This window comes from Ruegeria sp. CF3 (assembly GCF_056537365.1).
Genome location: NZ_JBQFRK010000001.1, coordinates 226,590 through 248,546, shown reverse-complemented (window position 1 = coordinate 248,546; position 21,957 = coordinate 226,590). Strand labels below are relative to the sequence as shown.

The 21,957-nt window shown below is 56.6% G+C and carries 20 protein-coding genes; 11 read left to right on the top strand and 9 right to left on the bottom strand.

Annotation, left to right across the window (positions count from 1 at the left end; translation table 11 throughout):
• Positions 1 to 56: 56 nt before the first annotated feature.
• The 3 genes from ACR0KC_RS01245 to ACR0KC_RS01235 all read right to left on the bottom strand — a co-directional run bounded on the left by ACR0KC_RS01245 (position 57) and on the right by ACR0KC_RS01235 (position 2,802).
• A complete protein-coding gene (locus ACR0KC_RS01245) occupies positions 57 to 1,043 on the bottom strand; it encodes an MBL fold metallo-hydrolase (protein ID WP_170510750.1) in 987 nt (328 codons plus the stop codon).
• A 130-nt stretch (positions 1,044 to 1,173) separates the two neighbouring features.
• Positions 1,174 to 2,136, bottom strand: coding sequence for a LuxR C-terminal-related transcriptional regulator (locus ACR0KC_RS01240; protein WP_170405297.1), 963 nt, complete (start codon positions 2,134 to 2,136; stop codon positions 1,174 to 1,176).
• A gap of 87 nt (positions 2,137 to 2,223) precedes the next feature.
• Positions 2,224 to 2,802, bottom strand: a complete 579-nt coding sequence (locus ACR0KC_RS01235; RefSeq protein ID WP_170405293.1) for a lytic transglycosylase domain-containing protein — start codon at positions 2,800 to 2,802, stop codon at positions 2,224 to 2,226.
• Between the two features lie 207 nt (positions 2,803 to 3,009).
• On the opposite strand from ACR0KC_RS01235, the gene ssb reads away from it, so the two are divergent.
• Together ssb and ACR0KC_RS01225 are read left to right on the top strand one after the other, a co-directional pair.
• Positions 3,010 to 3,495 (top strand): single-stranded DNA-binding protein, encoded by a 486-nt coding sequence (gene ssb / locus ACR0KC_RS01230; protein ID WP_170393305.1) that lies wholly within the window; start codon positions 3,010 to 3,012, stop codon positions 3,493 to 3,495.
• Between the two features lie 18 nt (positions 3,496 to 3,513).
• On the top strand, positions 3,514 to 4,584 hold the full coding sequence (locus ACR0KC_RS01225) for a site-2 protease family protein (protein ID WP_480704627.1): 1,071 nt from the start codon (positions 3,514 to 3,516) through the stop codon (positions 4,582 to 4,584).
• A gap of 3 nt (positions 4,585 to 4,587) precedes the next feature.
• Here ACR0KC_RS01225 and aroB read toward each other — a convergent pair whose 3' ends face one another.
• Both aroB and ACR0KC_RS01215 read right to left on the bottom strand, forming a co-directional pair.
• The gene (aroB, locus tag ACR0KC_RS01220) at positions 4,588 to 5,700 is read right to left on the bottom strand and encodes a 3-dehydroquinate synthase (RefSeq protein ID WP_480704625.1); all 1,113 of its coding nucleotides are present in this window, start codon (positions 5,698 to 5,700) and stop codon (positions 4,588 to 4,590) included.
• Positions 5,700 to 6,287, bottom strand: a complete 588-nt coding sequence (locus ACR0KC_RS01215; protein ID WP_170393308.1) for a shikimate kinase — start codon at positions 6,285 to 6,287, stop codon at positions 5,700 to 5,702. The genes aroB and ACR0KC_RS01215 overlap by 1 nt, the downstream gene beginning before the upstream one ends.
• Positions 6,288 to 6,505: 218 nt before the next feature.
• Here ACR0KC_RS01215 and ACR0KC_RS01210 point away from each other — a divergent pair, with 218 nt between their 5' ends.
• The 8 genes from ACR0KC_RS01210 to ACR0KC_RS01175 all read left to right on the top strand — a co-directional run bounded on the left by ACR0KC_RS01210 (position 6,506) and on the right by ACR0KC_RS01175 (position 17,921).
• The gene (locus ACR0KC_RS01210) at positions 6,506 to 8,032 is read left to right on the top strand and encodes a hypothetical protein (RefSeq protein ID WP_480704622.1); all 1,527 of its coding nucleotides are present in this window, start codon (positions 6,506 to 6,508) and stop codon (positions 8,030 to 8,032) included.
• A gap of 2 nt (positions 8,033 to 8,034) precedes the next feature.
• The gene (locus tag ACR0KC_RS01205; RefSeq protein WP_170563074.1) at positions 8,035 to 8,991 is read left to right on the top strand and encodes a site-specific tyrosine recombinase XerD; all 957 of its coding nucleotides are present in this window, start codon (positions 8,035 to 8,037) and stop codon (positions 8,989 to 8,991) included.
• A gap of 63 nt (positions 8,992 to 9,054) precedes the next feature.
• A complete protein-coding gene (locus tag ACR0KC_RS01200) occupies positions 9,055 to 10,362 on the top strand; it encodes an HlyC/CorC family transporter (protein WP_170393312.1) in 1,308 nt (435 codons plus the stop codon).
• Between the two features lie 105 nt (positions 10,363 to 10,467).
• Entirely contained in the window at positions 10,468 to 12,885 is a 2,418-nt protein-coding gene (locus tag ACR0KC_RS01195) for a GcvT family protein (protein ID WP_480771388.1), read from the top strand.
• A gap of 31 nt (positions 12,886 to 12,916) precedes the next feature.
• On the top strand, positions 12,917 to 13,531 hold the full coding sequence (locus ACR0KC_RS01190; RefSeq protein ID WP_480771387.1) for a nucleotidyltransferase family protein: 615 nt from the start codon (positions 12,917 to 12,919) through the stop codon (positions 13,529 to 13,531).
• Positions 13,532 to 14,277: 746 nt separating this feature from the next.
• On the top strand, positions 14,278 to 15,714 hold the full coding sequence (locus ACR0KC_RS01185; RefSeq protein ID WP_480704618.1) for a DegQ family serine endoprotease: 1,437 nt from the start codon (positions 14,278 to 14,280) through the stop codon (positions 15,712 to 15,714).
• Between the two features lie 163 nt (positions 15,715 to 15,877).
• The gene (locus tag ACR0KC_RS01180; RefSeq protein ID WP_170393316.1) at positions 15,878 to 16,558 is read left to right on the top strand and encodes a response regulator transcription factor; all 681 of its coding nucleotides are present in this window, start codon (positions 15,878 to 15,880) and stop codon (positions 16,556 to 16,558) included.
• Positions 16,515 to 17,921 (top strand): sensor histidine kinase, encoded by a 1,407-nt coding sequence (locus tag ACR0KC_RS01175; protein WP_480771386.1) that lies wholly within the window; start codon positions 16,515 to 16,517, stop codon positions 17,919 to 17,921. Before ACR0KC_RS01180 ends, ACR0KC_RS01175 begins: the two co-directional genes overlap by 44 nt.
• Positions 17,922 to 17,956: 35 nt before the next feature.
• Here the strand turns inward: ACR0KC_RS01175 and ACR0KC_RS01170 are convergent, their stop codons facing one another.
• Positions 17,957 to 19,180, bottom strand: a complete 1,224-nt coding sequence (locus ACR0KC_RS01170; protein ID WP_480771385.1) for a cytochrome P450 — start codon at positions 19,178 to 19,180, stop codon at positions 17,957 to 17,959.
• Between the two features lie 91 nt (positions 19,181 to 19,271).
• Between ACR0KC_RS01170 and ACR0KC_RS01165 the strand changes: the two genes are divergently transcribed.
• On the top strand, positions 19,272 to 19,619 hold the full coding sequence (locus ACR0KC_RS01165; RefSeq protein ID WP_170563089.1) for a TfoX/Sxy family protein: 348 nt from the start codon (positions 19,272 to 19,274) through the stop codon (positions 19,617 to 19,619).
• Here ACR0KC_RS01165 and rpiB read toward each other — a convergent pair.
• The 3 genes from rpiB to ACR0KC_RS01150 all read right to left on the bottom strand — a co-directional run bounded on the left by rpiB (position 19,616) and on the right by ACR0KC_RS01150 (position 21,913).
• On the bottom strand, positions 19,616 to 20,065 hold the full coding sequence (gene rpiB / locus ACR0KC_RS01160; protein WP_480771384.1) for a ribose 5-phosphate isomerase B: 450 nt from the start codon (positions 20,063 to 20,065) through the stop codon (positions 19,616 to 19,618). The genes ACR0KC_RS01165 and rpiB overlap by 4 nt on opposite strands.
• Before the next feature lie 118 nt (positions 20,066 to 20,183).
• Positions 20,184 to 20,606 carry a nucleoside-diphosphate kinase gene (gene ndk / locus ACR0KC_RS01155; protein WP_008757405.1) on the bottom strand — a complete coding sequence of 141 codons (423 nt, stop codon included), beginning with the start codon at positions 20,604 to 20,606 and terminating at the stop codon, positions 20,184 to 20,186.
• A 104-nt stretch (positions 20,607 to 20,710) separates the two neighbouring features.
• On the bottom strand, positions 20,711 to 21,913 hold the full coding sequence (locus ACR0KC_RS01150) for a multidrug effflux MFS transporter (RefSeq protein WP_170405251.1): 1,203 nt from the start codon (positions 21,911 to 21,913) through the stop codon (positions 20,711 to 20,713).
• Positions 21,914 to 21,957: the final 44 nt, after the last annotated feature.

The following is a 21,957-nucleotide window of genomic DNA, read 5'->3' as shown; positions in this document are numbered from 1 at the left end:
TTTATTGGGGAGACAGGCGACGCAGGTCGTGGGTGAGTGGCAGTTTCTGATCGTAATCAGCCCGTCATCACGTTGTTGCCGAAGTGCATGAACTCCTGATTCATACCCGCCACATCTCCGGCTTCCAGTTTTAGACTGGCGCTGTCGAGCATCTTGTAACTCTGCTGGCTTTTGACCCAATCGTCTGCGGCCTGCAGCGTCGTAAGCGTGTATGACGTAACCTCATTGAGGTAGTGCGTCGGGATGATGATCTTGGGCTTGAGCTTGGCGACAATATCATTGCCCTGATCGAAGCTAAGGATGTGTTCCGATCCGTCGACGGGCAAAGTCAGCACGTCTACCTGTCCTATAGCATCCCAGAACTCCTGAGGCGGATTGTGGCGGTTGTCGCCCCAGATCAAGGTGCGAATGCCTCCGGTTTCGACAAGGTAGACCACCATGTCCATATGTCCGACGTTGTTGGGCGGACAAGCTTCCGCGCCAAACTCGGCCAAGGCGTTGGTCCATTCGTACCAACCCGGCGCAACGCAGGCATGTTTGTCAGCAAAACCTGTGATCTTAAGATCAGCAAATTCAAAATTGCCCGCCATCCTGTCTAAAACCATTGTGGAACTTGGTCGCTCGATAGCGTCATGGTCAAAATGAGCATGAGTGGACATGGTGATATCAACTGGGATCTGCGGGAACTCGTTGCGGAACCACAGGCCCCATGCGCCGGAGGGATCATCGCGCCAAGGATCAAACAATACGGTCGCTCCGTTTGGGGAGGTAATTTTGATCGCGCAGTGACCGTAATAATCGATTCCGACCGCTCCCGTACTTGCCTGACCAGTCGAGCCCTGTAGATCGATTACATGGTTATTGTTGCCAGGCTGCAGCCAAGCCTGCGATTGCGCCTCGGCCGGTTTGCTACCCAGCAGTGAGGCCCCTGCACCGACACCGGCGGCCCCGGCAGCCATAAAGAACGATCGACGCGACAGACCAGTTGCCAATGTGTCGCGTTCTCCGTTTAGAATTGTGGGTTTCAGATCTTTGCGATCCATTTTTTATCCTCCCGAGTTGAAAAGGCCCGGCTTGGTCCGCACCCTTGCGACCAACCTAGCGCGCGTGGCACAGGTTGCTCAGATCAGAAAAATCGGGGGGTAATATGGGGGAAATCCCCATATTCAGAAATCACGAAATCGACAAAAGATGGCTTCGCAAGTTCTGGTCACGGCCTTCGAGGCCAAGTTTTCGACGAATATTATTCCGATGAAAATCAATTGTAGAAGTTTCGCGCGACATGGCCCGGGCGATATCTTTCGTGGTTTTGCCCGACATGACCAGCTGAGCAATTTCGATCTCGGTCGGCGTCATGACCGAAAACGCATCCGATAGTTTGTCGGAAATCATTGAAGTAATCTCTTGCAGATTACGCTCGGCCAGTTCCAGATAAACTTGCGAGGCGTCGCCTTCGGTCAATAGCCCGCGCAACTTGTCCAGATAAGGCAACACCATCGTGCGAACCTGATCTACGATATCCTGATCCCGGTCTTTCCGATCGTCGTCCAAACTGGTCAACAGCACCCGTAGCGCCGTGTTTGTTTCCTGCAGCTCCCGCGTCCTCGCCGCGACGCGGTGCTCCAGTTGCGCCAGAGTTTCATTCAACTTCACTTCCAGCGCTCGGCGCAGGTAAACCTCTTGGATCAAAGCCAAATCCGATTCAACCATGCGCGCAAACTGTGCCAAACCTTCACGAAACAACAAGGCCCGGCGATTGCGGTGACGGTCCAAGACGCAGATTGTTCCGAATACCGAACCATCCGGCCACTTCAGCGGAAAACCGATATAGAAGGACATGCCATGCTCCATGTCCTCATTGTCGCTCCAGGCCGGGTCACAGGTTGCGTCCTCGACAACAAATTCGCCGTCGCGTTCCAGAACGCCCTGACAATAGAGCTTCGGGTTCAGTCGAAAATTCATGCCGACCGGGTATGGGTTTTCTGGATGATCCGATGTGATCAGAACCGCATGATCCGGCGCTTCGGTCTTCATGATCAAAGTGGCGGGCACATCGGCCAGCTGCGAAACAAGGTCGACCAAACGCTGCCAGTTCGCCATTGTTTCGGGCGGTATGTTGGGTCGATCTTGGATCATCGCAATTCGCACCAGTCCGAAAAGTTATCCAATCAGACTAGGACAGCGTTTGGCGGTAGATCAAGAAACAGACACGCTGCGGCGCAGCTAGCCCCCCCAGATCACTTTTACGTAGTTCTGGGTTTCCTTGTAGGGTGGAATTCCGCCGTGCTTTTCAACTGCTTTGGGCCCTGCATTGTAAGCTGCCAGTGCAAGGCGCCAGGACTTGAACTTGCGGTATTGCCAGGAAAGATAACGCGCACCACCCTCCAGATTCTGGATCGGATCGTGCGGATTGACGCCAAGCAGCCGCGCGGTCTGGGGCATCAGTTGCGCAAGACCCAAGGCCCCTTTGTGGGATTTGGCATTCGGGTTCCACCCGCTTTCTTGTTGAACAAGTCGCAGGAAAAGTTCTTCCGGCACATTATGTTGCCGCGCTGCTTTTCTGGCATGATCCAGATACTGGCCCCGGTAGTTACCAGTGTAACGCTTGACGAATTTCCCACGCTCGGTCTTGGGTTTAAGCCGTTCAGAGCCGCGATATTGCGTAGCGGCCCGATTATCCAAAACCTTGGATTGCTTGAGGAATATCGCCTTGCGATTCTTGGTGGACAGCGTTTCTGCCTGCGTCGCGAACGACGTCAGACAAAGACCCAATACCGAGATACCACCGACCAGAAAACGCATTAATGCCAATCCTGCACCCTCAACAACCAATCAGATTATAGTTAAATCAGCCGGAAATGAAAGCTTGGTTAAGACAGTCCTAATGTTTTCCTGCTCACCGTTGCACGATCAATCATGTTTCAACCAAGTCGTAGCCCGTATAGGGTCAGCACCAGAATACAGCGCCAGATTCGGGCGCCATCCAGTCAGAGTAAAACGAGGGAATATATGGCGGGTTCAGTCAACAAGGTCATTCTGATCGGCAATCTCGGTGCCGACCCCGAGGTGCGGTCGTTCCAGAACGGTGGTAAGGTGTGCAACCTGCGCATCGCAACGTCAGAGACATGGAAAGACCGCAACACTGGTGAGCGTCGGGATCGAACCCAATGGCACACAGTCGCCATCTTCTCGGAACCTCTGGTTCGCGTTGCCGAGCAGTATTTGCGTAAAGGCAGCAAAGTCTATGTCGAGGGCCAGTTAGAGACCCGCAAGTGGCAGGATCAGTCGGGGCAGGATCGCTATTCGACTGAGGTTGTCCTGCGCCCTTACCGCAGCGAGCTGACTATGCTGGATGCCCGCGGTGAAGGCGGTGGCGGCGGTGGTGGCTATGGCGGTGGTCAGGCCGGGGGAGGCTATGGTGATCCCTATGGCGGTCAGTCCAGCGCCCCTGCCCCTGCATCGGGCGGCATCGATGACGACGAGATTCCGTTCTAAACCAAACGGAGAAACAACATGGCATGGTCCTTCTCACTTGGCCGATTGCTCGGCTCGGAACTGAGGGTCCATGTCACCTTCTTCCTGCTGCTCGCCTGGGTTGGTTTTGCAGCGTATTCCAGCGGCGGTTGGCCCGCTGCGCTCAACAACATCCTGTTCGTTCTGGCTTTGTTTGCCTGTGTCGTCGCGCATGAATTCGGTCACGCGCTCATGGCAAGGCGATACGGCATTCGCACCCCTGATATCACTTTGCTGCCAATCGGTGGACTGGCACGTCTTGAGCGGATGCCAGAAAAACCGATGCAGGAGGTTTGGGTCGCCTTAGCAGGCCCGGCCGTAAACGTCGTCATCTGGGCCATCCTTGTGGTTTTAGGCGCGGGGATACAACTTGGATCGCTGGCCCAGATCGACTCGGCAGGCACGAACCTATTGAGCGGTCTGGCCTACGTGAATCTGCTGCTGGCGGCCTTCAACATGATCCCGGCATTTCCGATGGACGGCGGGCGTGTATTCCGCGCCTTGCTATGTATGAAGATGGAACGTGCCAAGGCCACGCGGATCGCCGCCCTTGGCGGTCAGATCGTAGCGGTCGGGCTTGGTTTTCTGGGGCTGACCTCTGGCAACCCGATCCTGGTTCTGATCGCCGTATTTGTCTTCATTGCCGCGAATTCCGAAAACCAGGACGTTGCACTACGTTCGGTTGCGCGGCGTGTGAAGGCCCGGGATGCGATGATCACCGAGTTCAAGGCGTTGTCGCCCGATGATACGTTGGCGACGGCGGCTCAAGCGGTCATTCATACGACCCAGCACGAGTTTCCCGTCTTGGCCGAGGATGGCAGCCTTTTGGGTTTTGTCACCCGTGACCGACTGTTCGCAGCGTTAGCAAGCGACCATCCCCGATCCGAGCCTGCAGCGTCGATTATGGATAAGAACATACCACAAGTCGCACTCACCAGCGGATTGGACCAAGTTCTGAATGGCCTGCATAAAGGTGCACCCGCAATTGCTGTATGCACCAAATCGGGACACATGGTTGGCTATATCACCCGCGAAAACATCGGCGAGCTGATGGTAATCCAGGGGCGCTGAATCTCAGCAGGCGGCCAGCGCATCATCAAGCACCGAGACCACTGTCTCGCGCGGCACTTCTGAAGTGACGAATGCCTGCCCGATGCCTCGTGCCATAATGAAACGCAACTGGCCATCCACGACCTTTTTGTCCTGCGCCATCAGATCGACCAGTGTTTCTGCATCCGGCAGTTCACCCGGAATATCGGCCAGATCAGTCTTCATGCCCATGGCGCGCAAATGCGCCCTGACACGGCTTGGATCTTCTTGCGGGCAAAGCCCCAGCCGAGAAGAAGTTTCAAACGCCAGCGCACAGCCGATGGCGACACCTTCACCGTGCAGCAATCGATCAGAATAATCGGTTGCAGCCTCAAGCGCGTGGCAGAAAGTATGACCCAGATTGAGCAGCGCCCGGTCGCCCTGCTCGGTCTCGTCGCGTGCCACGATATCGGCCTTCATCTGAACCGAGCGTGTGACGGCCTGCACGCGCGCAGCCATGTCGCCGGATGCTAACAGAGGCCCGTTATCTTCAAGCCACTCAAAGAACTGGGCATCGCCCAACAGTCCATATTTGACGACTTCGCCATATCCGGCGAGAAAGTCCCGCGTCTGTAACGTACCCAGCACGTCCGTGTCGGCCAACACCAGTGACGGCTGGTGAAACGCTCCAATCAGGTTCTTGCCCTGTGGCGCGTTGATCCCGGTCTTGCCGCCAACCGAGCTGTCGACCTGTGCCAGCAGCGAGGTCGGTATCTGAACAAAGCGCACCCCGCGCCGCATCACTGCTGCAGCAAATCCCGCCAGATCACCGATCACACCCCCTCCTAGCGCAACGACGATGTCGTTCCGTTCAACCTTTTCCGCCAGCAACCATTCCACAGCGCGCTCAAAATGCGGCCAGCTTTTGGTCGCCTCACCCGCCGGAAGCGCCAGCGCGGTCATCTCGATCCCGGCTGAGGCCAGACCATCGCGCAGGGCGTCCAGATGCATTCCCGCGACCGTTTCATCGGTCAGAACGGCAACGCGTGGGCGCTTTAGAAGCGGGGCAATCCGTTCCCCTGATTGCGCCAAAAGGCCGGGGCCGATCTCTACATCATAAGAACGCTCGGCCAAATCAACATGTACGGTTTGATGCATTAAATTCGTTCCAATATATCCGGGCGCGTCACCAATGCGGCAATCACCCGATCCACCATATCTTCGATTGCGGTTTCGCCATCTGAGTCAGCCACCAGATCGGCCTGTTCATAGATCGGCACGCGCGCCTCGTACAAACCACGCAACGTTGCATACGGGTCTGCCGTACGCAGCAATGGGCGCGTGTCTTTATGTTTGACGCGATTCCACAACACGTTCAGATCGGCCCGCAACCACACAGATGCACCACGATCTGAGATCATTTTTCGATTGCCTTCTGCCAGAAACGCGCCGCCTCCAGTCGACAGAATGCCTTTTTCCTCGTCCAGAAGCCGCCCGATGATCTGACTTTCCTTGCTGCGAAAGAACGCCTCACCATCGCGGGCAAATATCTCGGGGATGGTCATGTTGGCTGCCGATTCGATCTCGGAATCGCTATCGAGAAAGGGAACGCCGAGCCGAGCCGCCAGAGCCCGGCCCACCGCAGTCTTTCCAGCCCCCATCATTCCGACCAAAACGACGGTTTTGTGCAGTTGAAACTGCGCGGCTGTGTCGGAACGCACCGTGTTATGCTTAATTTCGCTCATTTCGTCGTGAATGACGTGATCTTAAGAAAAATGCTAGTTATAACTTGGGCAAAAGCAAAAATTGAGGCAGCGTTCACCCATGGGCCGTTTAATCAAGTTCCTGATTTACCTCATCTGCCTGTGTTTCATCGGGCTGGTTGGGTATGCCTATGTCGGGCCGTTTTTTGGTGCGGACTTTTCCGCTCCTCAAAGTGAAGTCCGCGAACCGGTCATCTTGAATGCCGACTAGAACCACTCTTCTGGCGCTTTTTCTGGCCGGAACTGCGCAGGCACAATCGACGGAGCCCTTGTCGATCATCGACTGGCTGACCGACCCGCCTGAGAATCTGCCGGGCACAGTGCTATTAGAGCCACCTGTCACCCAGACAGGGTTACAGCCGGACGTGCAGGTCACCCCGCTTGAGGCGCTGTCGCCTCCGTTGGGTTTGGTGGCCTCTTCCGTCACGGGTCTGCCAGTCAACTTGTGGCAGAACAGCGATGCGGATCGTCTGGCGGAACTGATCGCGCAGGTGCGGGTCAAGTCCAACCCCGCTATGCAACGGCTGCTGTTCACCCTGCTCCTTTCCGAGGCACGTCCCCCGAGCGGAGGACAGGCAGAAGACAAATTGCTGATGGCGCGACTGGACCGCCTTATGCAATTGGGCGCATCCGATCCGGTACAATCTCTGGTTCAGCTGGCCGGTCCGACCGATACGCAAGCTCGTTTCAAACGCTGGTTCGATGCAACTTTGCTGACGGGTGACGAAGACCGGAGTTGTACGGCGCTGATCGCGCAGCCGAATTTGTCTCGGGATTACGCAGCGCAAATATTCTGCAAGGCCCGTCGTGGAGATTGGGCCTCAGCCGCGCTGACGCTCGAAGCCGCTCATGCGCTGCAGGTGCTGCCCGAGGACCAGCTTGCGTTGCTCGATCGCTTTCTCAGCCCGGAATTGTTCGAAGGGGCTGAGTATCTTCCTCAGCCCGACGACCCGAATCCGCTTACGTTCCGTCTGTTCGAGGCCATTGGTGAACGTTTGCCCACGGCTTCACTGCCACGGGCGTTCGCCAATGCCGATCTGCGCGATGTGGCGGGCTGGAAAGCCCAGGTCGAAGCTGCTGAACGATTGACGCGGATTGGGGCGCTGACACCCAATCAGTTGCTTGGCCTATATACCGAACGTTCGCCGGCTGCTTCGGGCGCCGTGTGGGATCGCGTGGCTGCCATCCAACGGTTCGAAACCGCATTGGGAACCGGAAATCCCGATGCGGTTTCCAAGACTTTAATTGAGGTTTGGGCCCAGATGAAGTCAGTCGGGCTTGAAGTTCCGTTTGCCGAACTCTTTGCCCCGCGCCTGGCTGCAATCAAACTGTCTGGTCCGGCTGCCGAGAATCTGAGGTGGCGTATTCTGCTGTTGTCCGAGCTTTATGAAGACGCGGCGCAAAACGTGCCTGATAGTTCAGAGACCAACATGTTTCTGGCCGCCCTGGCACAGGGCGATCCGCAACGCGCGCCGTCGCCAACCCCTTTGGCGGATGCCATTTCGCAGGGCTTTGCCTGGTCCGCGCCCATCCCTTCGGATATCGACGGGCTGCTGAGTAACGATCAATTGGGCGAAGCCATTCTGGAAACGATGCAATTGTTCGCCCATGGCGCGCGCGGCAATCTGGTCGACCTGACCGCTGCAATCGCTGCGTTCCGCCGCGTGGGTCTTGAAGACACCGCACGTCGGGCCGCGTTGCAGTTGATGATCTTGAACGGGGCTTGAGCATGACCGCGCCCGCGTCTCAGGAGCTGTGGATTTCCACCTTCCTCGAAGCACAAGCTGCCGAGCTTGGCGCTGCCACCAACACCCTGCTCGCCTATGGCCGGGATCTGAAAGATTTCTCTGATTGGTTGACGCGTCGGAAATCGGGCTTTTCCGAAGCGGATCGCGATCGGATCGAAGGTTACCTGATCGATTGCGATGCGCAGGGCCTGTCGCGCTCGACAAGGGCACGGCGGTTGTCGGCGATCAAACAATTGTATCGATTTGCTTTCGAAGAAGGCTGGCGCGAAAGCAACCCGGCCATCCAGATCAAGGGACCAGGGCGCCCCAAGCGATTGCCTAAGACACTGGACGTGCCCGAAGTTGACCGCCTGCTTGCAGCAGCGCGGCGCACGGGTCGTTCCGACGCAGACAAAATTCGCAACACGTGCCTGATGGAACTGCTCTATGCGACGGGGATGCGGGTGACAGAACTGGTGTCGCTGCCGGTCAGTTCAGCCAGAGGTGATCCCCGCATGCTGCTGGTCCTCGGCAAAGGCGGGAAAGAGCGGATGGTTCCGCTGTCCCCCCCTGCCCGCGAGGCGTTGGCAGACTGGCTGCAAGCCCGCGATGCGGCCGAGGAAAAAGCCGTTTCCAAGGGAGGACAAGCGTCGCGTTTCCTGTTCCCGTCGCGCGGGAAATCCGGTCACCTGACGCGGCATCGCTTCTTTCTGCTGGTCAAGGAACTGGCGATCGAAGGCGGTGTTTCGCCTGAAAAAGTCACACCTCACACGCTGCGCCATGCGTTTGCGACGCACCTGCTGGCCAATGGCGCGGATTTGCGCTCGATCCAGACGCTGTTGGGCCATGCAGATGTGGCGACGACCGAGATCTATACGCATGTTCTGGATGAACGCCTGTCGGAACTGGTGTTGGAACACCACCCGCTGGCCAAAGACGACACCTCAGATCAGGGCTAACCCCTTGATTGGCCGGGCCCGCACCCCCATAACGAATGCAGCAACACGAACAACCTAGGACCAATGGAACCCACTCCTTCTCTGCTTGATGGCGCATTCTGGATCACGACAGGATCCATTCTTCTTCTCCTTGTCCTATCGGGCTTTTTCTCGGGCTCCGAAACTGCGCTGACCGCATCATCGCGTGGCAAGCTGAGAGCGCAGGCTGACAAAGGCTCGCGCGGGGCGAAAAAAGCGCTGGAAATCACCGATGATAACGAACGTCTGATCGGCTCGGTCCTTCTCGGCAACAACCTTGTCAACATCCTTGCCGCTTCGTTGGCGACCGCCCTGTTTACACGCCTGTTCGGCGAAAGCGGTGTGGCGCTGGCGACGCTCGTGATGACCCTTCTGGTGCTGATCTTTGCCGAGGTGCTGCCCAAGACCTACGCGATTACCAACGCCGAAAAAGCCGCCGCCTTGGTGGCACCCGTTATCAGCGTCGTCGTAACGGTGTTCTCTCCGGTGGTGGCTGCCGTCCGACTGCTGGTGCGCGGTGTATTGCGCCTGTTCGGCGTACAGATCGACCCTGATAGCAACATCCTTGCGGTCCGTGAAGAAATCGCTGGCGCATTGCAACTGGGCCATTCCGAAGGTGTGGTCGAAAAAGAAGATCGCGACCGTATTCTGGGCGCGCTCGATCTTGGCGACCGCGCGGTGGAAGAGATCATGCTTCACCGCTCGAATATTGAGATGATCGATGCGGATGACGAACCCGAGGCGATCCTGAAACAGTGTCTGGAAAGCCCACACACCCGCCTGCCTGTGTTCCGTGAAGAACAGGAAAACATCGTGGGTGTCGTGCACGCCAAAGACTTGTTCCGCGCAATGTATGCGCAGGTAGGTGGCGCGGATGGTGACCCTGAACGGCTTAAGAACTTCGACATCGCGAAGGTTGCCAATGATCCTTATTTCGTGCCCGAAACCACCACTCTGGACGACCAAATGCGTGAGTTTCTTCGCATGCACAGCCACTTCGCGCTTGTTGTTGACGAATATGGATCGCTGCGCGGGCTGATCACGCTGGAAGATATTCTGGAAGAGATCGTGGGCGAGATCGCAGACGAGTTCGACATCGACGAAGATGTCCCCGTTACCCGATCTGACGACGGCCAGTATCTGGTCGAAGGCGCGATGACCATCCGCGACGCAAACCGCGCGCTAGACTGGTCGCTGCCGGATGAAGAAGCCAACACGCTGGCCGGTTTGGTGATCCACGAGGCTCAGATGATCCCCATTGTGGGCCAAGTATTCTCGTTCCACGGTTTCCGGTTTGAGGTCACGGCCCGCGAAGGCAACAGGATCACGGCCCTCAAGGTCCGTCCTCTCTAAGCCCTACAGCATGCGTATTCAGCAAACGACGCGCGGTGTCGCGAACGGAACAGTAATACGCCAGAGCCCTCGGCAGGCTCGGCCAAAAGCCGAGGGAGAAACATCGTGAAAACCACCACCCGTGTCGCAGTTATCGGAGGCGGCGTTGTCGGATGCTCGGTCCTATATCACCTGACCAAGCTCGGTTGGTCGGATGTGATGCTGCTGGAACGGTCTGAGCTAACCAGCGGTTCGACCTGGCATGCGGCGGGCGGGTTTCACACCCTGAACGGTGACACAAACATGGCCGCCCTGCAGGGCTATACCATCCGGCTGTACAAAGAGCTGGAAGAGATCACGGGCATGTCGTGTGGACTGCACCACGTCGGCGGCGTCACGCTGGCCGACAATCAAGACCGGTTCGACATGTTGCTCGCCGAACGCGCCAAGCACCGATTCATGGGTCTTGAGACCGAGATCGTCGGGCCTGAGGAGATCAAGAAGATCGCTCCGATCACCAACACCGATGGGATCCTTGGTGCGCTGTATGATCCGCTGGACGGGCATCTTGATCCGTCCGGTACAACACACGCATACGCCAAGGCCGCGCGTATGGGCGGGGCTACGATCGAAACACATTGCATGGTGCGCGAGACGAACCAGCGCCCGGACGGAACTTGGGACGTGGTGACCGACAAGGGTACAATTCACGCCGAACATATCGTCAATGCGGGCGGATTGTGGGCGCGCGAGGTCGGTGCGATGGCCGGGATCTATTTCCCGTTGCATCCGATGGAGCATCAATATCTGGTCACCGACAACATACCCGAGATCGAGGCCATCATCGACGCAGGTGGCGAGCACCCGCATGTGATGGACCCCGCTGGCGAAAGCTATCTGCGGCAGGAAGGGCGTGGACTGTGCATCGGCTTCTACGAACAGCCTTGCAAGCCTTGGGCGGTCGACGGCACCCCGTGGGAGTTTGGCCATGAATTGCTGCCCGATGACTTCGACAAGATCACCGATAGCATCGAATTCGCCTACAAACGCTTCCCTGTTCTCGCTGAGGCGGGTGTCAAATCCGTCATCCATGGGCCGTTTACCTTTGCCCCGGATGGCAACCCTCTGGTCGGTCCGGTGCCTGGCGTGCGGAACTACTGGTCAGCCTGCGGTGTCATGGCCGGTTTCAGCCAAGGCGGTGGTGTTGGCTTGACCCTTGCTCAATGGATGATCGAAGGCGAACCCGAACGCGATGTGTTTGCCATGGATGTGGCGCGGTTTGGCGATTGGATCGGCCCGGGCTATACGCGCCCCAAGGTGATCGAGAACTATCAGAAGCGGTTCAGCGTCGCTTATCCGAACGAGGAACTGCCTGCAGCGCGTCCCAACCGAACCACACCAATGTACGACATCTTCAGCGATCTCGGTGCCGTTTGGGGGCAGCAATACGGGCTGGAAGTACCAAACTACTTTGCCCAAGGCGATGAACCGGATTTCGAGACACCCTCATTCCGCCGTTCCAACGCCTTTGAGGCCACCGGCCGCGAAGTTCGTGCCGTGCGTGGAGGTGTTGGGATCAACGAAGTCCACAATTTCGGAAAATACCGTATTACCGGTGCCGGTGCTCGTGCATGGCTGGATCGCATCATGGCGGGCCGCATACCCAAACCAGGCCGCGTTTCACTGACGCCAATGTTGTCGCATAAAGGTAAGCTGATCGGGGATTTCACCGTCTCCTGCTTGGGCGACGACCTTTTTAACCTGACCGCCTCATACGGAAGTCAGGCATTTCATATGCGCTGGTTCCTGCAAAACCAGGACCATGGCGTGGGCATCGAGAACATCAGCGACCGGTTGAATGGGTTTCAGATCGCAGGCCCCAAGGCCACCGAGGTTTTGTCGGCCTGCACCAGAGAAGCAGTCACCTCGCTCAGGTTCCTCGACGTGCGCGAGATGACAATTGGCATGACGGACTGCATCGTTCAGCGTGTCAGCTATACCGGCGATCTGGGTTATGAGATTTATTGCGACCCAATGGCCCAACGGCAACTCTGGTGGAGTTTGTGGCAAGCGGGTCAAGCTCATGACATGACCCCATTTGGCATGCGCGCAATGATGAGTCTGCGTCTGGACAAGTTCTTTGGCTCGTGGATGCGAGAATTTTCACCCGACTATACAGCGGCAGAAACCGGGTTGGATCGGTTTATCTCATTCTCAAAGAACAGTGATTTCATAGGCCGAGCAGCGGCCGAGGCCGAGCGCGCATCTGGCGCTGATCGCCGCTTGGTGGCTATTGAGGTCGACGCGGCAGATGCAGATGTAAACGCGTACGAACCGATCTGGTCGGACGGCACTGTCGTCGGCTTCTGTACATCTGGTGGGTATTCGCACTTTGCGGACAAGTCGATTGCCATGGGGTTCCTCCCGACTGAACAGGCCACCGAGGGACGTGCAGTTGAAATTGAAATTCTAGGTCAGATGCACAAAGCGCGTGTCATCACGACCCCACTTTTCGATCCCGATGGCGCAAGAATGCGGGGATGACTTATTAATCCACCGACGGCATGCTTGCGAAATGACGCAGATTCCCATCATCCTGCTCGCTGCCGGGCAATCCAGCCGCATGGGTGGTGCTGATAAGTTAATGCAACCGATTGAAGGCGTGCCGCTTCTGCGCCGAGTGGCTCAGCGGGCGCTTGCCGCAGGTCACGTTATCATCGCCCTGCCCCCGGCCCCACATCCCCGATATACGGTGCTACAGGGCCTCGATGTTCAACTGGTCGAAATCCCAAATGCGCAAGAAGGCATGAATGCCAGTTTGAGAGGCGCAATAGCCTCCGTTCCAGCATATGCACCTGCGGTCATGATCCTGTTATCGGACCTTCCGGACCTCACAACCCAAGACCTGAACAGCGTTCTCCGATCGGTCAAAACCCACCCTGACAATCTGATATGGCGTGGGGCTACTGAGGAAGGTGCTCCCGGCCATCCTGTCGTCTTTGATCGTTCTCTATTTTCAGAGCTTTCGGAACTGAACGGTGACAGCGGCGCGCAGATTGTCGTGCAACGCTACAAGGGCAAGGTTCATCTGCATCGCCTGCCCGCCCAGAATGCGCTGCTTGATTTGGATACACCCGCCGATTGGACCCGTTGGAATGCGGGCCGACCGCAAAAGCAGCCCCTCAAATAAACGCGACCCGGTCAATAATGACCGGGTCGCATGCCCAAAAACAGGACTACCACTTTCACCAATCTCCAAAGCGCGGTCAGATCGCCAATCAGGCTTCCCGACGTTGTGCTGCTGAACCTAAACAAGACCCCCTCGTTAACATGCCGCTCAGCGCTATGGAGACTGAGATGCGCCTTTGACACCCCCTAGTGCCTAAGGCCCCCCTCACTTGGGCAACTCCAATGTCGCTGATCCGATGCGTTCAAACAATGTAAAATTGGATGAAATGGTAAATTTCAGCGCAGGCGCACTGGCTTTTGAGCAACAATGCAACACTCTGGATTCTACCAATGGTTGCATCGACTTATACTTTTTCCAGAAGTTTCCGTCAGTTGCGCACTTAGAATACGGCTAACTTACCTATTTCAAAGGCATCGACGGGCGTGTTCGAAATTTGAACACTCCATCTCACGCAACTTTTAGGAGAAGTATTTTTGAGACCGCAAAAGCGTCGTTTCTTTGTTAACAAAAATGAATCAATTCAATGCTTTTTCGAAATTATTGACTTTATCGGCAACAATCCACCGATTCGCCACATAGCACCCAAGCTGATTCTTGCTACCCGAGCACCTTGAACGGAGTCATTAAAGCGGCGAAACGTGGCGAAATTAAGGTTTCTTAATATTTCTCTCAGGATATCCCAAGGTTGCCAGTGCATCTCCTGTCTCAATGCGCGGGATCAACCGCCGAAATAGACAGGAGTCAAAATGAGCATCCGTAAATCCTCACTGCTTATTCCACGCACATCCAGCTGGATGGGAGCTACCGCACTGGGCGCGGCCATGATGGCCACCACCGCCCTGCCCGCAATGGCAGACGAGGCTCTGGCCGATCTGGTCGAAACCGTCTCGCCTTCGGTGGTCACGATCACCGCCAAGCAAGATGCCAAACCACGCCCCACACAAGGTCAGGAGTTCGACCTCGAAAACCATCCCTTTGGCGAGTTCTTTAAACGGTTCGGCGGTCCTGAAGGATTTGACATGCCGCAGCGAGGCCCCAGCCAGGGTTTGGGATCAGGCTTTGTGCTGGATAAGGCAGGATACATCGTCACCAACCACCACGTTGTCGATAACGCTAGCGAAGTGACCGTACGTCTGAGCGATAACCGCACATTCGAAGCTGAAATCGTTGGTACAGATCCGCTTACGGACATCGCCGTGCTTAAAATCGACGCAGGAGAAGACCTGCAAGCCGTTCAAATGGGTGACAGCGATGTCATTCGCGTGGGCGAAGACGTCGTCGCCATCGGCAACCCGTTTGGCCTGAATGCAACTGTTACGACCGGTATTGTTTCCGCGAAGGGGCGCAATATTTCGGAAGGTCCCTACGCCGAATTCATCCAGACCGACGCTGCTATCAACAAAGGCAACTCGGGTGGTCCGCTATTCAACATGGATGGTGAGGTGATCGGTGTAAACTCGGCGATCTATTCGCCCAGCGGCGGCTCAGTCGGGCTCGGCTTTGCGGTGACTTCGAATATTGTAGATCACATCACGGCTGATCTGCGCGATGACGGCGAGGTCAGCCGCGGTTGGTTGGGAGTGTCGATCCAGAATGTCAGCCCCGAACTGGCTGCTGCGATGGGTATCGATACGGCAACAGGTGCACTGGTATCGGATGTTGTACCTGACAGCCCGGCCGATGGCGTACTGCAGCAAGGTGACGTGATCCTGACCTTCAATGACGAAGCCGTTGATTCCAGTAGCGATCTTCCGATCCTGGTTGGCACGACCAAGGTAGGTACTGATAGCACGCTGACTGTTCTTCGAAATGGCAAAGAAGAACAGATCGAACTGACAATCGGTCAGCATCAGTCAGCCTCGGCGGCGACCGATAGCGTGGTTGAAGACAAGTTCGAAGGTACGTCGCTGGGCGTAACCGTGGCACCGCTGACCGAAACCGCCCGCGCCGAGATTGGCGTGGCCGAGAACATCGATGGTGTTGTTGTCACCGATCTGGAGCCCGAAAGCCCTGCGGCCAAGGCCGGATTGCAGCGTGGTGATGTGATCGTTCGACTGGGCAATCTGGATACCGTTACGCCAGACGCTTTGAAAGAAGCGCTGGAGAACGAAAAGACGGATCCAGCTCTGGTTTTGATCAATCGCGGTGGCAACCAGATCTTCGTCGCGGTCGAAATCGCCTAACCCTACACCTAAGCGCGCCACATGATGGGGAAATCTGGAGCGCTTATTCTGGCAGGCACGGATTGTCCACGTGCCGCCGGAACAGCCGGGTGCACCTTTGCACCCGGCATGTTTTTTTCAAAGAGTATGTGTGTTTAAATCCCATTGGGAAGGAGCCCTGACCATGAGCAGACGCTTGTTGATCGTTGAAGATGACCAAGACACACGGGACTTCATTGCCAAGGGATTTGGTGAAGAAGGCTATGTTGTCGAAGTCGCATCAGATGGCCGCGAAGGCCTGTACCACGCAACTGACGGCGGATTTGATGCGGTCGTACTGGACCGAATGCTTCCCGGGCTGGACGGGTTATCACTGATTAAGTCAATGCGTGCGGCTGGGTTGAAAACACCTGTTCTGATGTTAACCGCCATGAGTGCAGTGGACGAGCGAGTCAAAGGCCTCCGCGCGGGCGCAGACGATTATCTGGTCAAACCATTTTCATTCCAGGAACTTCATGCCCGGATCGAAGCCCTGTTGCGTCGACCGCAAGAAGCCGAAGAAACGCCGACCCTTGCCTGCCGCGATCTCGAAATGGATCTGTTGACCCGCAAGGTCACACGCAACGGTCGTGAAATCACCCTGACCCCGCGCGAATTTCAAATTCTGGAGTTCTTTCTGCGCCGAAAAAACCGCGTCGTCTCGCGCACGATGTTGCTTGAAGGTGTGTGGGATTACCACTTTGACCCGAACACCAACGTGGTCGACGTCCATATTTCGAAACTGCGCCGCCAGCTTGATGAAGACGGAGCCGACCCGGTGATTGAAACAGTCCGAGGCGCCGGATACATGGTTTCGGATGGATAACCTGCGCCTGTCGCTGAAAAACTCTCGTACTCGGTTGGTTCTGGCCAGCATGGTGCTTAGCACTTTGCTGACGGCGACCGTTCTGACGATGGTGTATTTTACGGCTAATCGCACGATTTCAGGCGAGACGCGTTCGGTCGTTCAGGCCGAGCTTACGGGCCTCGCAGATGAATATGAACGGCGTGGCATGATCGGGTTGATCTCTGCCATCGACCGCCGTTTGCCGACAGCGGCTGAGCGGGATGCCTTGTACCTGCTGACAGGTCGGCAAGGCACGAAACTGGCGGGCAACCTGACGCATTGGCCGGAAGGGATAACTCCGGGCAGCGGCTGGGTCGATCTTCAGCTTCGCAAAGAAGATACGGATCAATATGTCCCGATCTCTGCCGCTTCAGTCCGGCTGCCGGGTGGTGAGAGGCTGCTTGTCGGGCGTGATTCATTGGCCAGACAGCAATTCGACCGGGTTCTGTTCCGGTCTGTCGCGCTGGCACTTGCCACGGCATTGGCGCTGAGTTTATTGACCGGCTGGCTGCTGACCCGGCTGGTGTTTTCACGACTGAAAGACATCGCCAATACAGCCGACAATATCGTTTCCGGAGATTTAGCTCTGCGCATGCCTCTACGAGGCACGGGCGATGAATTCGATCAGGTCGCGGCCACATTGAACAACATGCTGGATCGTATTGAAGAACTGATCAGCAACCTGCGCACAACGTCCAATTCGATTGCTCATGACCTGCGCTCTCCCCTGTCGCGACTGCGTCAACGGGTCGAATCCCTGGCTGAGCCCGGCAAAAGCGATCAAGATCGCGAGATCGACATGGCACGCGCGAGCGGAGAGATTGACCATCTGCTGCGCGTTCTCAGCCAACTGACCGAGATTTCACGCGCCGAAGCTGGTCTGGGCCGCGAACAATTTGAGCCGGTGAAACTATTACAACTGGTCGGTGATGTGGTTGAGCTATACGAACCCGTCGCCTCTGATCAGAACATCCGACTTGAGGTCGTTGGCAACGCGGACCCGATCCAAGGCCATCGCCCTCTGCTGTCTCAAGCACTGTCGAACCTTCTTGAAAACGCCATGCGCTACGCCCCGCCCGGCACGGCGATCACCATCGAAATTCGAGACGACGGCGACTATGCGTTACTCAGCGTTCGAGACCGGGGGCCCGGCGTACCAGAAAGTGATCTACCCCGATTGCAGATGCCATTTGTCACGCTTGATCCTGCAAGGACCGGGCGCAATGCCGGTCTTGGACTGGCGCTTGTGGCGGCAATTTCGCATATGCACGGCGGCACATTTCTGGCGCGCAATCGTAATCCAGGGCTTGAGACAACTCTGAAGTTGTCACGCAATTCCTAACTACATGAAGAAAATCTACTAGAGTACTGAACTGATTATATAACTGCAGGCAACGAAGCGTATCCGTGAAAGCGAATGCGACCACCCTGTACCCGTTTTCCCTGAATTTGGTAGTTGGGAAAACGGTTCAGCAATCGGCGCAATGCAACGCGACCTTCAAGGCGCGCCAAGGTCAGGCCAACGCAGACATGCGGCCCGCCCGCGAAGGCCAGATGCCTGTTCGGCTTGCGTGTGATGTCAAATCGGGTCGGGTCGGCAAACACCTCGGGATCACGGTTCGCTGCCCCTATGCACAGATGCAGGTTCGTTCCCTTAGCGATTTGATGTCCTCGGATTTCAACGTCCGCCGTAGTTTCCCGGTTGCCAAATTGGTTGGGGGACCTAAAGCGCAAAACCTCTTCAACCGCCGGAGCAATCAATTCGCCATCGTCCAACAGTCTTTGGCGCTGTTCAGGATAGTCGTGAAGCAGCGCAAGCCCATTGCCGATCAGATTGGTGGTCGTTTCGTGGCCCGCGTTCAGGATAAAGATACAGTTTTGCAGAAGCTCTATCTCGCTCAGCATCTCATCCGCGCCTTCGCCTCGGATCAGGCGTGTCAGAACATCTGTTTCCGGATCTCCCGGTTTTGCGCGACGACGGGTGACGAGATCACGAAGGTATGTTTTGAATTCTCGAACTGCATTGTGGCCCTTATCCAACTGAGCTTCCGTCAAAGCGGGTTCCAAAGCACCAAGGATGGCCAACGACCAATCGCGCAGAGGCGCGCGTTCATCCATCGGTACATCCAGCAGATTGCCAATGATTTGGATCGGAATGGTCGAAGCAAAATCCGCGATCAGATCAACCCGTCCCCTGCCCGCCATATCATCCAGCAGCGCATCAACGGTTTCGATCAGACCCGGCTCCATCCGCGCGATTGCTCGGGGTGTCAGGGCTGAGGTCATGATCTTGCGCACCCGCGTGTGCAAAGGCGGGTCGGAGAACACCAATGAAGTTGTATGATGCTCGAATAACGGCGAGCCAACACCGAATTTAGGGCCGAACATTGCTTCCTTATCCGAGGAATACAGCGTCGTGTTGCGATAGATGGCATCCAAATCCGAATGGCGCGACAACAACACAGAACCGTCCGGCTGGTGCAATACCGGCGCATGCTCAAGCAGTGCGTCGTAAAAAGGGAACGGGTCGTCGACAAACCCCTCGGGCGGGTTCATCAGGTCCAGATTTTGCGCGACATTCTCTAGGCTTAGATCGTTCATTCTGGCCCCTCCAACGCTTGGGTAGCGGAAAGGGAAGCTGCAAACAACCTTGAGCGGGTGACAGGCCGCTTGGGGCGGGATAATACAAGGCATGTCTGATCCGATATCCTCCATCCGCAATCTTGGCCCGGCGTTCGAGCAAGCCTGCGCACGTGCGGGCATTATGACAGCTCAGGAGTTGCGCGCGTTGGGAGCAGACGAGGCTTATTCGCGCCTATTGCAGGCCGGAACGCGCCCTCATTTCATCGGCTATTATGTACTGGTCATGGGCTTGCAAGGCCGACCCTGGAATGACTGCAAGGGCGAGGAAAAGAAGGCCTTGCGCGAACGGTTCGATGCGATCAAAGCCGGAGTCAGCATAGCGCCAAAGCATCAGATGATTGCCGATCTTGATGCTTTGGGCGTGCGAATTTCAGCCAAGGATTTGGCGGCAGACTAGGCTTCGAGCACCCCGATCATGTCGACCCGCGTTGCGTGGCGACCACCTTCGAATTCGGATGTCAGGAAAGCAGCCGTGATTTCCAGTGCTTGCTTTTCATCGATAATCCGCGCCCCCAGCGAGAGCATGTTTGCGTCGTTGTGCTGTCGGATCATCTGGGCCGAAAAGACATCACTGCAAACGCCACATCTGACGCCGTTGATTTTGTTCGCCGCCATCATGATACCCTGTCCGGTGCCACACAAGATGATACCAAAGCGACAATCACCCGAAGCCACGAGGCGCGCGGCGGCAGCTCCGTGTTCGGGATAATGAGTGCTTTCCGATGTGGTCGGGCCGATATCCACGGCCTCCCAACCTTGGGCTTCAACGTAAGCAGAGATAGCCTGCCTGAGGTCGATTGCAGCGTGATCACTGGAAAGAACAATGCGTTTGTTTGTGCTCATGACGGCATTTCGCTCCTGTCGACAAAAGCAATGCGGACAAACACTCTTGAGCCCTGCCCTCATAAGAAAGGCCGCACCCGATATGGGGTACGGCCTAAAGCTGTGATCTGACGACCGATTAGCCGACCAGTTCGATGCCCGAGAAGAAGTAGGCGATCTCAACCGCGGCAGTTTCCGGTGCGTCCGAACCGTGGACCGAGTTTTCACCGACCGATTCAGCGAACTCGGCGCGGATGGTGCCAGGTGCTGCGTCTGCAGGGTTGGTTGCGCCCATGACTTCGCGGTTCTTTGCAATGGCACCTTCGCCTTCGAGAACCTGAACAACAACAGGGGCCGACGACATGAATTCGCACAGTTCGTCATAGAACGGACGCTCGGCGTGCACGTCATAGAACTTGCCTGCTTGAGCTTTGGTCATGTGGATGCGCTTTTGCGCAACGATGCGCAGGCCAGCTTCTTCGAACTTGGCATTGATCTTGCCAGTCAGGTTGCGGCGGGTTGCATCGGGTTTGATGATCGAGAATGTGCGTTCCAGTGCCATATTGGCCTCTCCTTGACTTAAGGGCGCGATCCTCGCGCCGAAATCCATCGCGCGCCGCCTAACATGGTATTTGTCTCATGAAAAGCGTTATGATCGTTTATCGCTCAGATCGCCTCAGGCAGTGGGTCGGTACGATCCAACCGGCGGACATAGAGCACTGCCAAAAGACCAGCAAAGCTGCTGCCGCACATCATGCTCAGCACCAGATATGGCCCATTTTCAGGGCTTACAAACGTCCCGGTCATCATGGTCAAGACAGCCCCCAGTGCCACAATCAAGGCGCCTGATAATCCAGCCGCGCTGCCGGCTAGTTTCGGACGTACCGACATCACCCCGGCCGAGGCATTTGCATTGGTCAAACCATTTCCGAAACCAACGCAGATGGCGGATCCAAAAAACACCCAGACCGAGCCCATATTGCCGATGAACAGCAGCAGCCCGCAAAATGGCCCAACCGACGCCACTACCCGACCGAACAAGATCATTGTCGTCAGCTGGGTGCGCTTTGCGATGCGCCCGGTGACAAAGTTGCCGACCATAAACCCGCCCGTGATGATACCGATGCCCAGACCCAGCATTGCTGGGCTCAGGTCGAACCAGGCTGCGGCGACCAGAGGCGCGCCGGTGATAAAACTAAAAAAACCGCCGATGGAGAACGCGGCGCATAAGGCGTAACCCCAGAACCTACGCGCGCGGAACAAATGCGGGTATTCCCGCATCTGCGCCGCGAAAGTCGACGAGCGGTTGGTGTTGGTTTCACCCATGTCAGCCCAAAGCAGCAACAGCACCCCTGCCCCAAGCAGCGAATACAGCACGAACCCGGCCCGCCAACCAAAAAGCATATCCAGCGCGCCACCTAGCATTGGCCCAAGCATCGGTGCCAGTGCCATGGCCATTGCGACATAGCCCAGCTTGCTGGCGGCCTCGTTTGGTGGATATCGGTCGCGGATCGAAGCACTCGACAGCACCGGCCCGGCCACCACCGCCGCCTGAATCATCCGAAACGAAAGGAAAACCCAGATTGACTCGGCTAAAACGCATCCAATTGATGCGGCGACAAATATGACCATCGCGATCAACAAAACCGGCCTGCGCCCGTAGCGATCCGACAGCGGCCCGACGATCAACTGCAAGACCGCCGAGACAAATAGGTACCCTGCGACGGCCACGTTCATCAGGCCATAATCCACGCCGAAATCTTCGCTCATATGCGCCAGCGACGGAAGGAACATGTTCAGTGTCAGAACCGAGAGCGCCGTTGCAAAGATCAGCGTAATCAGGGTTGGAGGAGATTGAGCCGCACGCATAGCGAAACCAATTGGAGGACGAACCGGAACAGCGCTAACACATC

Excerpts from the sequence above, each read along its gene's own strand:
- ACR0KC_RS01245 (WP_170510750.1), bottom strand. The coding sequence starts at position 1,043 with ATGGATCGCAAAGATCTGAAACCCACAATTCTAAACGGAGAACGCGAC.
- ACR0KC_RS01240 (WP_170405297.1), bottom strand. The coding sequence starts at position 2,136 with ATGATCCAAGATCGACCCAACATACCGCCCGAAACAATGGCGAACTGG.
- ACR0KC_RS01235 (WP_170405293.1), bottom strand. The coding sequence starts at position 2,802 with ATGCGTTTTCTGGTCGGTGGTATCTCGGTATTGGGTCTTTGTCTGACG.
- ssb (WP_170393305.1), top strand. The coding sequence starts at position 3,010 with ATGGCGGGTTCAGTCAACAAGGTCATTCTGATCGGCAATCTCGGTGCC.
- ACR0KC_RS01225 (WP_480704627.1), top strand. The coding sequence starts at position 3,514 with ATGGCATGGTCCTTCTCACTTGGCCGATTGCTCGGCTCGGAACTGAGG.
- aroB (WP_480704625.1), bottom strand. The coding sequence starts at position 5,700 with ATGCATCAAACCGTACATGTTGATTTGGCCGAGCGTTCTTATGATGTA.
- ACR0KC_RS01215 (WP_170393308.1), bottom strand. The coding sequence starts at position 6,287 with ATGAGCGAAATTAAGCATAACACGGTGCGTTCCGACACAGCCGCGCAG.
- ACR0KC_RS01210 (WP_480704622.1), top strand. The coding sequence starts at position 6,506 with ATGCCGACTAGAACCACTCTTCTGGCGCTTTTTCTGGCCGGAACTGCG.
- ACR0KC_RS01205 (WP_170563074.1), top strand. The coding sequence starts at position 8,035 with ATGACCGCGCCCGCGTCTCAGGAGCTGTGGATTTCCACCTTCCTCGAA.
- ACR0KC_RS01200 (WP_170393312.1), top strand. The coding sequence starts at position 9,055 with ATGGAACCCACTCCTTCTCTGCTTGATGGCGCATTCTGGATCACGACA.
- ACR0KC_RS01190 (WP_480771387.1), top strand. The coding sequence starts at position 12,917 with ATGACGCAGATTCCCATCATCCTGCTCGCTGCCGGGCAATCCAGCCGC.
- ACR0KC_RS01185 (WP_480704618.1), top strand. The coding sequence starts at position 14,278 with ATGAGCATCCGTAAATCCTCACTGCTTATTCCACGCACATCCAGCTGG.
- ACR0KC_RS01180 (WP_170393316.1), top strand. The coding sequence starts at position 15,878 with ATGAGCAGACGCTTGTTGATCGTTGAAGATGACCAAGACACACGGGAC.
- ACR0KC_RS01170 (WP_480771385.1), bottom strand. The coding sequence starts at position 19,180 with ATGAACGATCTAAGCCTAGAGAATGTCGCGCAAAATCTGGACCTGATG.
- ACR0KC_RS01165 (WP_170563089.1), top strand. The coding sequence starts at position 19,272 with ATGTCTGATCCGATATCCTCCATCCGCAATCTTGGCCCGGCGTTCGAG.
- rpiB (WP_480771384.1), bottom strand. The coding sequence starts at position 20,065 with ATGAGCACAAACAAACGCATTGTTCTTTCCAGTGATCACGCTGCAATC.
- ndk (WP_008757405.1), bottom strand. The coding sequence starts at position 20,606 with ATGGCACTGGAACGCACATTCTCGATCATCAAACCCGATGCAACCCGC.
- ACR0KC_RS01150 (WP_170405251.1), bottom strand. The coding sequence starts at position 21,913 with ATGCGTGCGGCTCAATCTCCTCCAACCCTGATTACGCTGATCTTTGCA.